Genomic DNA, 12526 nt, shown 5'->3' with positions numbered 1-12526 from the left:
TAAAGCGGCCTTTACGGGTCGCTTTTTTTAAATTCAACAGTTTTTCCTTATCAACGTTTTAATATTCATATTCCAATATCTTATGAATTGGTTTAAAATGTAAGGGGGAATAAACCCCATTTCCCTACATTTTCTAAAAGAGCTTCTCCCGAAATTTGGTGACGGTAAAAGCGGTTCATTCAAAAATCTTGAACCCAATCCCGGAAAAAGGGATTACGTTCGCTTGATTCAAGTGCACTATAAAATGATTGCTCAAAAAAAGGCTGAGTCAAACTCAAAATTCTACCAACACACTTTTTTCAAACGCACCTTTCCTTTTCTTGAAAGAACTAAAATTTAGTTTGAGCCGCTTTGCATAATCAGGCTCCGCTGTCGCTCTTTTTATAAAAGCTTTCCTCAATACTAAATTTTAAATGGAGGTAATCGAAAAGAAAACGCGATGGCGCTATGGAAAGTAAATGGATGCTTAGAAGCAGCTATTTTTCGTTTGAGCGAATATTGAAATCTATCTGATGTGGAGCTTTTGTTTTTCTAGCAAACTTCAAGAAAAACGCTCCAGATATACCAAGTAAATGTTTTGATCCTCCATAAAATTTGAAAGCATTTGACATCAAAATTAATGCGGATTTTAATTGATAACTTAGGGTGTACAAGTTATCATTTTGAGTAGCGAAGCGGATAAAAATGAGAAGCAAGAGGATAACCCGCTGCGCGAGGTTATATAGCTCATTTTTATTTGTAATTAACTGTCTTTAAGTGGGTTATTTAAACTTTGCAAAGTGTTGAAAATAACTGTTTTGTAGCAATTTTCCGTGAAACGCTTCTAAACCCTTATAAACAGGGCGATTTATTATCCTAATCTTTAAAAATCTAGTGATGCCTAAACGATTTTCCCGAATAAATTTTCACACCGAAACCGTGGAGCGCTTTAAAAAGTATGCCCTAGCAAATGATGCGAATTATACTGAAACCTTAGAGGCTATTTTGGATTTTTTTGAACAGAATTCCATCAGTCCGTTTGAGCCCTTTGATGATTCTAAACAGCGCTTGGAAACACTAATCAATAAACGCATGGATGGGGTAGAAGCTATATTACGAAGAATAGAAACGGAACAAACCAAACCGACCAAAGCACTATTGGATCGACTTTTTAATCAACAGGAAGAAGAACAACCCAAGTTTGTTGAGCGGAAATTTAGGTAGAGGAACATGTACGTTATACGTTTATAATTCAACTATTTAAATGGATGGTTCACTCACGTCTGTTGTATAAGTTTTTGCATTTTATGTCATTATCTGTTCTTAACAATCCCTGTTTATTTAATCTTTAAGGGAAGGGTTGTATATGCTTCCTGCATTTAGTGAGTGCTATTAAAATACCTCACCTTACGGGTGTACAAGCACCCTCAGACCCTAAGGGCCAATTATTTATTTTCGTATTAATCGATAAGTAATTCAATGCCTGCTTTTTTGGCTTTGTATTCTATTTTCTTAGTCAATTCATAATAATTCCAGTTTCTAAGCACAAAACGTTCTTGCTGTGCGGCCTCGATCTTTGCTTCCTGATTGAGCAGAATTAAGGTGCCGGCTTGTTGTTTGATACAAAAATCAATGAGCTTTCGGCTGTACACATGCAAGCGGTTACTTACGTAGTTTTTTTCCAGTTCGTAAAATTTTTCTACTGCTTTGGTTTTGCGTTTAAAGCCTTTTCCCGGTCTGCAATAGGTGGCTCCCCTTTGAGCTCTTTTTTGAGCAGCCTGCAGGGCTAGCCTTCTGTATAGAAATTCCTCCCTGTTACCAATACGAAGTGTAGCTTTTCCGGATTTCACAGTAATAGGATATTCAAGGGATAAAGAAGCCTCCGCAATTACTTCCGGTTTCAGGTTATGTATTTCTTTTTCGAATTCAAAGGTGGCTAACCAATAAATTTTTTGCTTCTTCAGTTGGATTCTAGAAGTACATAGTTTGATTTTGCCGGCGACTAACTGTTCCAGCAATTTTCGTTTATCGGTATGATCCTTCCCTAAATAGGTTTTTAAGGGAATGGAAAACAAACGAAAACAAAATGCTTTTTGGTCTTCTTTATAAGATAATCCATGAATGGCTACCGGCCCAAAAGGAAAAGCGATATTCCTCTTAAAATTGGCAAGCGCGCGTTCTCCTTTACTATATTCCGACAGGTTGTTACGAAAGTTATTGATTATGGTATTGTTCAGGTTGGCTAAAATGTTAGTAGGGATTTCCCCTTTAAAACGATCGGATACCACCCGGTAGGTGCAGTTAATCTTTGACCTATTGAGCATGCCGTCTTCCACTTTTTTTTCATCCGCTAACTTATAGCGTATTCCTTCTGATAAGTAAAAGAATTCTTTGACCCGTTCCTGTATGTACAGATGTGAAATAATGAGATTGGCCGCTCTAAAGCTTCTGTTCTGCCAGCGGTAGAGCGTGTCGTAAACCTCCTTCTTTTCCTCTTTGGTAGGCGCATCCACCTGTAGCTGGATCTTTCGAGTGAGTTTTATCGTTTCTTTTCCCATGACTAAGCGGATTGCTGTTGATTTTGTTTATGCTGTAACAGTTTATAGGCAGCCATAAATTGCTGATGTACTTCCTGTATAGAAAGGTTTAGCTCCTTGGAAATGGCTGCAAAGGAATACTGCTTTTCTGTACGAAGCTGCAAGACTTTTTTGTGTTTTCGGGTCATATTATCCTGAGCCTTTAACGCCCGAATCGGTGTGGCTTCAGCTTCCTGTGTACTTCCATTAGTAATGATATTCTTAATATCTTTAATAGCACCTTTTACTTCGATACTGGTTTTGGCGGTGCTGGTTCCCATTGCCTGAGCAATAGCTTTATACTGAAAGCCGTATTTTAAGCACAGTTCCACAAGAAGCTTTCTTTCACTGCTTAGTAAGGGAAGTACCCTTTGAATCTGGTTTAAAGCCCTCTGATCTGCTTCCTGCCTTTGTAGGTGTGCAGCTTCTTCATCCTCGTTATAGCCGCCTAAATAATCCTGATAATTCTCTAAATAGTCTAATCTGCTTAGGTTTCGTTGAAACGCATTCCGGGGCTTGTTATACTGATAAATGCACTCGCTTTTCATTACAAAGTGCAAGAACGCATTTAGATGTTCTGGAGATTGTATGCGATCCCTTTTTTCCCATAAGATGAGAAAGGTATCCTGAAGGATATTTTCAACTGCATAGACATCCTTAAGTATGCTCCTGCCCAGCCAGTAGACACTATAGTAATACTGCCTGTAAATCGCTTCAAATGCGTGTGGACAACCTTTTTTGAAGGCATTGTAGTAGGTGTCAAGTTGAAATCGTTTCATAAGCTAAGTGTTCTGTATTTCGTTTACATTCTATTCTTTTTAAGGGCGTTTCGGTTTAGGCTATCAAGGTTGTGCCAGGAACCGTGTTTCTAGGCATTTTGGCTCCTGAAAATGCTTTATGGCGCGGTAACGCATCCTCTATACCTGGCGTAGCATCGTTTTTTTACACTTTATAGCTGTATTAGGTAAACCAATTGTTTTGGTTAAGCTCAAGCCTTCCCGCCGGACTCCAAGCACAACCGGGAAGGTTTTTGAACTTAACAGCTTCTCTTTTTCGCAGCCCCTAGGGGCTGCAGCACTTTTTTATGGCTAATTCACCGGTGTGCTTAAACCTAGCCGGTATAAGCCCAGGCCGCTGTTACAGCGGCGTTTCCCACCCAACTACAGGTTACTTCGTAGTGAAGCAACCTATAACCCACGGGTGCATTAGCGGATTATGATGTGTACCCGTAAACACGTGCTTTGTGCATAGGCAGTAGTACTTTTACTGTTCGTTAACTACAACTCATACAAGTTGCCGGCCACTATGGCCTATATGATGTAGGGGGAAAAGGGTGCGAAGCTTGATAAAGAGAAGAAACAAAGGCTCTGAACGTGAAGTAGTGGGCCTAATACAAAAAGGCGCAGGTCTCAACTTATTGAATCAAGGTACTGGTATACCGCGCAACAATAAGCGAGAGCCCACGCCCGGGTCGTGAGCATCCCTGCTTATCCTCTCGTTGCTAAAAATTACCAGTTTTTGATTCGAGATTCAAAGCGAATGCTTCTAATATGTTATGCTAAGAAGTTTCGCAAATATATAATTATGAATCAAATATAGTATTCTTCTGTTTAATGCGGAAGAAATTCCGCATTAAATTTTTATTGATATTCTTCCTTTGTTAAGTATGAACATCAATTTTCTCATAAGTAAAGCCATTTCCGAATGGATTAAAGATGCCAAATCAAACCGAGATTTCGGACTTAATCATGATATTGATGAGAAAATTGTAAGAAGAATTCTTGACGAGAAGGAATATCGTATTCCTGTCGAAACTCTAAAAAGGATTTGTGATGCACGTCAAATAAAATTATCGGATTTCTTTTCCAAAATCGGAGAATAAACCTTTTATAACTTCATACTCTATCATGGCCTTTGAGTGGGCTTTGCCTGAGGGATGCTATGCTGATGCCATCAGCGCTATTTTGACTTAAAAAATGTAGGGTTTAATCCTTATCTACCTATACATTTTAGTTTTTTAATCTTGGAATGGTTATACACTTAACTGAGATTAAGGAATTCCGTAACACGCTTCAAAAGGAAATGTCTAGATTTATATACAGAACTCTAAAGTGTTGATGTCCTGTGAACTTTGAGGGGATATGTATATATTTAGTATTGATATAACAAGTTAGCAACTATTAACGACAAACTTACTTCAATAATTGAGCGACATTGGCCTTATAATATTTACCAATAGGAATAATGTGGTCTGAAATGAAAATTCTGTTTCCCTCGATACTTTTAATGTGTTTTGGAGCAACAGCAAATGATTTATGAACTTGTAAAAAGTCTTCTTTTGGTAACAAATCTAACAAACTTGAAATTTTTTCTCGAATTGTAATGGTTTTAAATTTTGTAATCACTTTGGTATAATTTCCTGATGCTTCAATATATAACACAGTATCGATTTCTACTTGGATATATTTTTTATTGCTTCGGAGAAAAATGCGCTTTGAACCTACATTGCTTTTAGACGAGATAGATTCTTGTGTATTTGATGTACTGAACGTTTTATTGATCGCCTTTAAAAAGCGTTCAAACCCAAAGGGTTTTAATAAATAGTCAGAAATATTAAGTTCATACCCTTCAAGAGCGAATTCTTTATAGGCTGTTGTCACAATTACTTTTGGCGGATTTTTTAATGTTTTAAGAAATTCAAAACCTTTCAGTTTAGGCATATTCAAGTCTAAAAAAATCAAATCCACCTCATTTTTATTCAGATATTCAAATGCTTCCAATCCATCGTAACAACTTTTCATTAATTCCATATTTGGCAATAAATCACAATAGTCTTTTATAATGTCGTGTGCTATATGCTCATCATCAATAATTAAATAAGTAATCATATTAGTTTAAAGTTAATTGTGCATTGAAAGTATTTTCGGTATTCGAAAACAACAAGCTGTGCTTATTTGGATATGTCAATTCTAATCTTCGTTTTAAATTTTTCAAACCAATTCCAGGCTTTTTTTTCAAGTTTTCAGAACTATCAAAATTATTTTCTATCGTAAACTTTATATTGCTTTCTGATGAAGTTAAATTAATTGTCACGGTCGCATCTTCCCTTAAATTCTCAACGCCGTGTTTAAAAGCATTTTCTAAAAGAATTATAAATAGCAACGGAGCAACTCTTCTATTTTCATCGATATTACACTTGAAGTCAACTACTATATTCTTGTGTAAGCTTCCCTTAAAACTGAACTGTTTAGAAGTGTAATAATTCTTAATTTTAAACAGTATGAGACGAAGCAAATTCACACCAACACAGATTGCAAAAATTTTAAAGGAGTTCGACAACGGTAAGAGTGTTGAGGAAATCAGCCGCGAATACGGTGTCAGCACCTCTACCTTTTACAAATGGCGTTCTAAATACGCTGGTATGAGCAGCAAAGAACTTAAGCGTATTAAGGAACTTGAAGCTGAAAACGCCCGTCTAAAACAGATGTATGCCTCTTTAGCACTGGACCATCAAATGGCTAAAGAGATTATTGAAAAAAAGCTCTAAAGCCCTGCCGTAAACGTACCATAGCTAAAGAACTTATCCGCTACGGCATCAGTAGGGCGTGCCGTGTGCTTAATATGAGTAAAAGTGTTTACTATTATAAGCCATTACCCAAGGATGATACTCCTATAGAGAAGGCTCTTAGAGACAAAGCAGAAGAACATTCCGAAGAGGGTTTTTGGAAAGCCTACTGGCGAATTCGTAACGAAGGAAAGCCTTGGAATCATAAGCGGGTACACCGGGTGTATGTATCTTTAGGGCTTCCTTTAAGAAGAAAAGTAAAGAAGCGCCTGCCCGCGCGTATACAGGAGCCTTTGGAGATTCCTGAAGAATTGAATGATACTTGGAGTATTGATTTCGTAAGCGATGTTCTAGAAAACAAGAGACGCTTTAGATCTTTTAATGTTATTGATGATTTTAACCGAGAGGCACTACACATCGAAGTAGACTTTTCTTTGACTAGTAATCGGGTAGTCTGGGTACTCAATCACCTAATCAACCGACGAGGTAAGCCAAACCGGATCAGGATGGACAACGGTCCTGAATTCATAGCAAACCTTACTGCTGAATGGAGTAAAATGCATGAGATTGAATTTAAATACATACAACCAGGCAAACCTACTCAAAATGCTTTTGTAGAACGTTTTAACGGCTCCTATCGTAGAGGTGTCCTCGACAAGTACATCTTTGAAAATATTGATCAGGTAAGGGAGCAAACTCAAATATGGATGGAAGATTACAATAAATATCGTCCCCATGACTCACTGGGCAAAATAGCACCAGTGCAATACGCAAAACTCCATTCTCTTGGGGCTAGCCCCAAGAGAATGAAAAACAATAATTTTAAACCAGTTTTGGAAAATTAAGCAGTTCTAGTCTGGGGAAGCTTACACTTGTGGTAACGCATTTTGTGAAGCTCAATGTAATTCTTTAAATAATCGACTTCCTCTTTTAGTGTTACCGTTTCGCTTTCACTTTCATATATACTGTAACGCATCAAATCAGATAATTTTAGAATTAACTCTTGTGCTTTTCCTACATCTTTACTTACCAAACCATATAAATTATTGAGCATATTGAAGAAAAAATGCGGACTTACTTGACTTTTTAAGAGCATCAGTTCAACTTTTGATTGTTCGCTTTTCAATTTTGCAATAAAAATAAGCTGACGAATAAACCAATAAACGCCCAAACCAAGAAGCAGAACATAATAGGAAATAACAATTATAGCTATTTTAGAATTGTAATTTCCTAGAAAGACAACGGATTCATCATCTGTAAAAATGACTTCATAAATTGTAATTAGTATAGGTATTAAAGCAACTGATATTAAAAATAGTATCACCCTCTTCTTATTGCGTTTTTTGGTTTTCATACGACAAAAATAGAAGTACAAATAACCTTTCACAAAAAGGTTGACAAACATCTAATTCAAGGTTTTGTAAAGAGGCTAAAGCGTGATGAGATGACTTTACATACGTTACAAAATTCTTTGTACATCTACCAAGGTTGTATATCACTATTATTATACACGTACAATAACTCGATTTATGTTTGCTGAAATTAAAATCACAAATAATGAAAATAAGAATTCTTAGATACGTAAAACACGTATTCATAACGTTTTTGATCATCACTATTTCAGTAATTCTATTTGGACTTTATCACGGAGCAAGTATGCACTATGGAGATAATCCTAAAATGATGGATTGGGATAAAGATGGACCTTATGTTTTTTATAAAAATGATAGTATTTTAAACGTAAATTATATTAAAGGAAATCAAAATGATGGCTTCTTTCTAGAACAAAAAGAACATTCAACAAACTCAAAAATTCCAGCTTTTTGTTACTTCCCACTTGATTCGACACGCTTTGAATTTTCTATAAATGCGGACATCAAAAAGCCCTTAAGTACCTATAATGATATTAATAAAATTTTAGCAATTTCAGATATAGAAAGTGGCTATAAAACGTTTCGTGATTTTCTTATTAACAACAAGGTTATCGACAAAAACTTAAACTGGATATTTGATACTGGGCATTTAGTTCTAGTAGGAGATTTTGTTGATAGAGGTTTTTCAACAACCCAAGTCCTATGGTTTATATACAAATTAGAACAAGATGCTATAAAAAAGGGTGGTTTTGTTCATTTTATTTTGGGTAATCACGAATTGAAAAATATGCAAGGAAATTATGATTCTTCATCCCCAAAGTATTTTCACGTTGCTTCAATTTTAGAAAAACTACAACATCAATTGTACAATTCAAATTCTTTTATAGGTAAATGGATGTCAAGTAAAAACACAATGGAACTCATTAACGGCACACTTTTCACACACGGAGGAATACATCCAGATTTAGTTGATTATAATTTGAGCATAGATGAAGTCAATGAGATTACGAGCAATAATTATTATAAACCATTTTATCCCAAACTCAAAAAAACCAAAGAACAGTTTTTAAATTCAACCCATACAGGAATTTCTTGGTATAGAGGCTATTTTAAAGACGATTTAACCCAAGAAGATGTTGAACTGGGTCTTCAGAATTTTAATGCTAAATCAATTGTAGTTGGCCACACACTTCAGTCTAAAGTGAATAGAAAGTTTAATGGAAAAGTAATAGGAATTGACGTAAAGCATCCGAAAGATTATCATAAAAACTTTCCCAATAGTGAATCAGAAGGTTTACTCATAGAAAAAGGCAAATATTACAGAGTTTTACACGACGGACAGAAAGTAGAAATATAACAGTTGCTAACAACGTGTCCTATGAAAAGCCCTAGTCCAGTTCTTTAAAGTTAATATTTAAATTTTAATTACTTCATAATGTTGATTTTGAGGTGTTGAATCGTTGATAATTCCGATAGGATTATCAATCATTCAATACCTATATAACTTGCTCGGGATTACTGAAACAAGTTCAGCACAGGCTCTATAAGTGATACGCGCATCTTGACGGTTCACCAGCATCTGTATGATTATAAGCTATAATAAATCTAGTCACTTGCTAACCGATGTGATCTAAACTCAATTAGTCACCTACGTTGTTTTGTGATCCAGATTTTGCTACTTCTATGTTGAGCTTTGTTATTGGTTTATCATTCTATAATCCCTATCTCGTAGGGAATTCCTGTTTTAATTACAGCTAAGGTGCGGCTTAGTAATTTACGAGCTACCTTAACGATTATTGATTTTACGTTCTTACCTTGATGTTTGCGATAATACTCTTGCATTACCGGGTCTGTTCTGATCGCTTGCCAAGAAGCCTCAATAAAATAACTACGTATCAAGCGGTGCGCTCGCATACTCACACCCGTATGTCTTAGCGTATCGCCACTTTGATAAATACCTGGGGCTAAACCTACATAACCCGCCAGATGCTTTATGCTTTTAAAGCGTCGCAGATCTCCAAGTTCACTAAGTAAACCACTGGCCACAATAGAACCTATGCCCGGTATACTGCGCAATAGCATATAATCGTGTTTAAAATGTGTTTTAGTGTGTCTTCTAAGTAACGTAGATACATCCCGAAACTCCTGATCTATAAACCGAAAACTACGCATATGACTGCGTAAAACTTCTGTACCTGTATCATACTCAAACTTCAAGTCATCTAACCAATATCTGAAGTTATGGCTCCAGTGATCATTGTCATATTCCGGTGGTATTTCTATACCATAATACAACAACTGCATTTTGATATAACTCTTGATCTGACGCATATCTTTAACCAGATCATTGCGTCGACGAAAGAGGCTGCGCAATTGCTCACGGCATTTATCAGGCACACATATACTTGTTAAACTGCCATCTTTGAGTTCGCGAGCGATCAGTTGTGCATCAATACGATCAGTCTTTGTAAAGCGTTCTTTACCCTTTCTAAAAATATCTGCAGGATTTACTACCAAAGAGCTCCAACCATAACTCTCAAAGCAGCGATGTGCGTGGTAGCCACAACACCCGGCCTCGTATGCAGTGGTTACTTCATAATCACTATAATGCTTGGCAACATAATCCTTCAAGACTTCAGGTCGAGGTGGCATACTGAAAGTCTTACCTGAAAACAGATCAGTAGCGCAATGAATCTTCCAGCTACGCTTGTGAATATCAATACCAATGAATAATTTAGAGGAAGCAGTTTGTTGAGTTTCCATATCTTTTGATTTTAGTGAATCTTAAAGATACTCGACAGGCTGCTTTTACATAGATGCTATAAGCAATAGCGGTTTGAGTGCTAACTCGAACCGTTATTGCATAAATTAAAGTATATTGTAAACTGAAAAGTAGTCGCATAAAATCCGCTACTGCTCATACACAAAACCGTTGGTAGTAATTTGAAAAATGACAATCAGAATACAAGAACTTAGTAAATTGAATAGCAAACTATTAAATGCAAATTTAAGAGCAATAATCTTGCTTTGTATTTTAATATATGGGCTAGCAATTTTTCAGGACTATCTTTTTTCAAGATTTAAATCGACTGGGTTTTATTGGTCGGACACAATGCTTTATAATATTTATTGGCTATTTTTTATTCCATTTATAAAACTTGCTACATATACCAAAACAAAAATTCAGCCTAAAATAAAAAAAACTAAAATCCTTTACGGTTTTGCTTCTGGTTTTATCTTTACTGCATTACATATTTCTATTTTTTCTATCGTATTTATTCTAGGAAGCAATCTAATCTATGAAATACCACATCGATTTTCAACAATATTTAAAAACGCTATTTCAAGTCAATCACAAATCACGATTTTAGTATATTTATGCCTTCCTTTTGTTATTGACTACCTAAACAGAAAAAAAAATCTAAACAACAACGTAATAGAACAAAAATTTATAACTGTAAAAAACGGTACTCGAATAACAAAATTGGACGTGTCAAAAGTTTTAGTCATTAAAACAGACAGACCATACACAGTAATATTTTCTTTAGACCAGAAATTACTACACGATGAGAGTTTGAAAAAACTTGAAAGTTTATTAGACCCCAAAATTTTTATTAGAGTTCACCGTTCAGCAATTATCAATAAAAACCATATTAAAGAAATTTCTTCTCGAAAAAATGGGGATTACGATGCTATTCTAACAAATCAACATTCTGTTAGATTGAGCAGACATTATCGTCCAAATTGGAATACCTTGCTCAACCACTAAGTAATAAAATCACTCGTTTAAGCCTATTTACTTCTAAGTATATAATTAATACATTTTATTTTCTTGATTTTTAAGATCAACTAAATTTAATGTAATGGTTATTATAAAACACATACCAACGATTTGTATTGTAGTTTTTCTACTTTCCTTTAATGCTTGTTCTCAATCGACTAATAAGCAAAACAAGAATATAACAACATCCGTTTCAAACTTGAAAAAGCCCAGTTGGAGCGGAGCGTTTGAAGCACCAAAAAATATATCTTGGAGAACCACAATTCCACCAAAAAGCGAACCTGGAGAAAAACTTATTATTTCTGGAACAGTATATTTTCCAGATGGTAAAACCCCAGCTAAGGATGTTATTGTTTACGTGTATCATACAAACAACAAAGGAATTTATCCAAAAAAAGGGAATGAAAGTGGACACGGTAAATATCACGGATATTTGCGTGGTTGGATGAAAACAGATACTAATGGTAAGTATGAATTTGAAACTATACGTCCTGCACCATATGAAACTCACGATGGAGAACCTGCACATATCCATTATACTATTGAACACCCTGAATATCCTGAATATTGGCTAACTGGCTTGTGGTTTTCGGATGACCCAAGAGTAGCGTCTTATTTGGATAAGATAGAAAGAGACGGCGGACTTTCCAATATTACAACATTAACCAAAGATGATAACAACATTTTGAGAGGTTCAAGAAATATAATACTTCAAAAATTTACAGACTAAAATATGGGCGCAATAGAGTTTTTCAAAAAATCGGTTGTTACCACCTCTTCAAAAAGCTTAAGTTTCGGTTTACTTGTATTGAGAATTGGTGTTTCGATTTCAATGATTTACCTACACGGATATCCAAGGCTTATAAATTTTAGTAAAATCAGCTCAGAATTTGCAGACCCTTTAGGAATTGGAACTGAGACGAGTTTAGTTTTAGTAGTATTTGCGGAATTCTTTTGTTCACTTTTTTTAGTATTTGGTTTTTTAACAAGATGGATTTGTGTTCCATTAATAATTACAATGATTGTAGCCACTTGGATAGTTAATGGTGGAAAAGACTTTATTTTTCAGGAAAAAAGTTTTATTTATTTAATTTGTTATTTTAGTCTACTAATAAATGGTAGCGGTTACTTTTCACTAGATTTCAAACTATTTTTAGGAAAAAAAACTACTACCAACAATGGTAACCGTTGCACAAGACTGTAAAAGGTAACATTACAAACGTAAATAAGCCGCTATAAGCGGTTTTTCTTT

General features: G+C 35.4%; 13 protein-coding genes. 7 read left to right on the top strand and 6 right to left on the bottom strand.

Annotated features, from left to right (window positions below; genetic code table 11):
* Window positions 1–876 precede the first annotated feature (876 nt).
* Entirely contained in the window at window positions 877–1203 is a 327-nt protein-coding gene (locus LDL79_RS04570) for a BfmA/BtgA family mobilization protein (protein ID WP_225599340.1), read from the top strand.
* A gap of 236 nt (window positions 1204–1439) precedes the next feature.
* Here the strand turns inward: LDL79_RS04570 and LDL79_RS04565 are convergent, their stop codons facing one another.
* Window positions 1440–2537 carry a hypothetical protein gene (locus LDL79_RS04565; RefSeq protein WP_225599339.1) on the bottom strand — a complete coding sequence of 366 codons (1098 nt, stop codon included), beginning with the start codon at window positions 2535–2537 and terminating at the stop codon, window positions 1440–1442.
* 2 nt (window positions 2538–2539) lie between these two features.
* Window positions 2540–3334, bottom strand: a complete 795-nt coding sequence (locus LDL79_RS04560; protein ID WP_225599338.1) for an RNA polymerase sigma factor — start codon at window positions 3332–3334, stop codon at window positions 2540–2542.
* Window positions 3335–4221: 887 nt separating this feature from the next.
* Here LDL79_RS04560 and LDL79_RS04555 point away from each other — a divergent pair.
* On the top strand, window positions 4222–4437 hold the full coding sequence (locus LDL79_RS04555; protein WP_072983349.1) for a transcriptional regulator: 216 nt from the start codon (window positions 4222–4224) through the stop codon (window positions 4435–4437).
* Window positions 4438–4747: 310 nt separating this feature from the next.
* Here the strand turns inward: LDL79_RS04555 and LDL79_RS04550 are convergent, their stop codons facing one another.
* Window positions 4748–5443 carry a LytR/AlgR family response regulator transcription factor gene (locus tag LDL79_RS04550; protein WP_225599337.1) on the bottom strand — a complete coding sequence of 232 codons (696 nt, stop codon included), beginning with the start codon at window positions 5441–5443 and terminating at the stop codon, window positions 4748–4750.
* A gap of 1 nt (window position 5444) precedes the next feature.
* Window positions 5445–5855 (bottom strand): LytS family sensor histidine kinase, encoded by a 411-nt coding sequence (locus tag LDL79_RS04545; protein ID WP_225599336.1) that lies wholly within the window; start codon window positions 5853–5855, stop codon window positions 5445–5447.
* Between LDL79_RS04545 and LDL79_RS04540 the strand changes: the two genes are divergently transcribed.
* Window positions 5836–6965, top strand: a protein-coding gene (locus tag LDL79_RS04540; RefSeq protein WP_225598077.1) for an IS3-like element ISLbl2 family transposase whose coding sequence is annotated in 2 segments (ribosomal slippage) — window positions 5836–6097 and window positions 6097–6965 — 1131 coding nt in all. Because the reading frame shifts where the segments join, the coding sequence is not laid out codon by codon here. The two genes, LDL79_RS04545 and LDL79_RS04540, sit on opposite strands and share 20 nt — an antisense overlap.
* Here LDL79_RS04540 and LDL79_RS04535 read toward each other — a convergent pair.
* Window positions 6962–7474: a sensor histidine kinase gene (locus tag LDL79_RS04535; protein WP_225599335.1), complete on the bottom strand. Its 513-nt coding sequence runs from the start codon at window positions 7472–7474 to the stop codon at window positions 6962–6964. The two genes, LDL79_RS04540 and LDL79_RS04535, sit on opposite strands and share 4 nt — an antisense overlap.
* A 203-nt stretch (window positions 7475–7677) precedes the next feature.
* Between LDL79_RS04535 and LDL79_RS04530 the strand changes: the two genes are divergently transcribed.
* Complete coding sequence (locus tag LDL79_RS04530; protein ID WP_225599334.1) at window positions 7678–8850, top strand: metallophosphoesterase; 1173 nt, start codon at window positions 7678–7680, stop codon at window positions 8848–8850.
* Between the two features lie 350 nt (window positions 8851–9200).
* On the opposite strand, the gene LDL79_RS04525 is transcribed toward LDL79_RS04530, so the two are convergent.
* Window positions 9201–10256 carry an IS110 family RNA-guided transposase gene (locus LDL79_RS04525; protein ID WP_225599333.1) on the bottom strand — a complete coding sequence of 352 codons (1056 nt, stop codon included), beginning with the start codon at window positions 10254–10256 and terminating at the stop codon, window positions 9201–9203.
* Between the two features lie 187 nt (window positions 10257–10443).
* Between LDL79_RS04525 and LDL79_RS04520 the strand changes: the two genes are divergently transcribed.
* The 3 genes from LDL79_RS04520 to LDL79_RS04510 all read left to right on the top strand — a co-directional run bounded on the left by LDL79_RS04520 (window position 10444) and on the right by LDL79_RS04510 (window position 12478).
* Window positions 10444–11262: a LytR/AlgR family response regulator transcription factor gene (locus LDL79_RS04520; RefSeq protein WP_225599332.1), complete on the top strand. Its 819-nt coding sequence runs from the start codon at window positions 10444–10446 to the stop codon at window positions 11260–11262.
* A 94-nt stretch (window positions 11263–11356) separates the two neighbouring features.
* Complete coding sequence (locus tag LDL79_RS04515; protein WP_225599331.1) at window positions 11357–12004, top strand: dioxygenase family protein; 648 nt, start codon at window positions 11357–11359, stop codon at window positions 12002–12004.
* Between the two features lie 3 nt (window positions 12005–12007).
* On the top strand, window positions 12008–12478 hold the full coding sequence (locus tag LDL79_RS04510) for a DoxX family protein (RefSeq protein WP_225599330.1): 471 nt from the start codon (window positions 12008–12010) through the stop codon (window positions 12476–12478).
* Window positions 12479–12526: the final 48 nt, after the last annotated feature.

It is taken from the genome of Leeuwenhoekiella palythoae, assembly GCF_020310025.1.
Classification (GTDB): Bacteria; Bacteroidota; Bacteroidia; order Flavobacteriales; family Flavobacteriaceae; genus Leeuwenhoekiella; species Leeuwenhoekiella palythoae.
This window is presented reverse-complemented; position numbering and strand designations above follow the sequence as displayed.

Coding starts and splice junctions, on each gene's coding strand:
- LDL79_RS04570 (WP_225599340.1), top strand. CDS start 877: ATGCCTAAACGATTTTCCCGAATAAATTTTCACACCGAAACCGTGGAG.
- LDL79_RS04565 (WP_225599339.1), bottom strand. CDS start 2,537: ATGGGAAAAGAAACGATAAAACTCACTCGAAAGATCCAGCTACAGGTG.
- LDL79_RS04560 (WP_225599338.1), bottom strand. CDS start 3,334: ATGAAACGATTTCAACTTGACACCTACTACAATGCCTTCAAAAAAGGT.
- LDL79_RS04555 (WP_072983349.1), top strand. CDS start 4,222: ATGAACATCAATTTTCTCATAAGTAAAGCCATTTCCGAATGGATTAAA.
- LDL79_RS04550 (WP_225599337.1), bottom strand. CDS start 5,443: ATGATTACTTATTTAATTATTGATGATGAGCATATAGCACACGACATT.
- LDL79_RS04535 (WP_225599335.1), bottom strand. CDS start 7,474: ATGAAAACCAAAAAACGCAATAAGAAGAGGGTGATACTATTTTTAATA.
- LDL79_RS04530 (WP_225599334.1), top strand. CDS start 7,678: ATGAAAATAAGAATTCTTAGATACGTAAAACACGTATTCATAACGTTT.
- LDL79_RS04525 (WP_225599333.1), bottom strand. CDS start 10,256: ATGGAAACTCAACAAACTGCTTCCTCTAAATTATTCATTGGTATTGAT.
- LDL79_RS04520 (WP_225599332.1), top strand. CDS start 10,444: ATGACAATCAGAATACAAGAACTTAGTAAATTGAATAGCAAACTATTA.
- LDL79_RS04515 (WP_225599331.1), top strand. CDS start 11,357: ATGGTTATTATAAAACACATACCAACGATTTGTATTGTAGTTTTTCTA.
- LDL79_RS04510 (WP_225599330.1), top strand. CDS start 12,008: ATGGGCGCAATAGAGTTTTTCAAAAAATCGGTTGTTACCACCTCTTCA.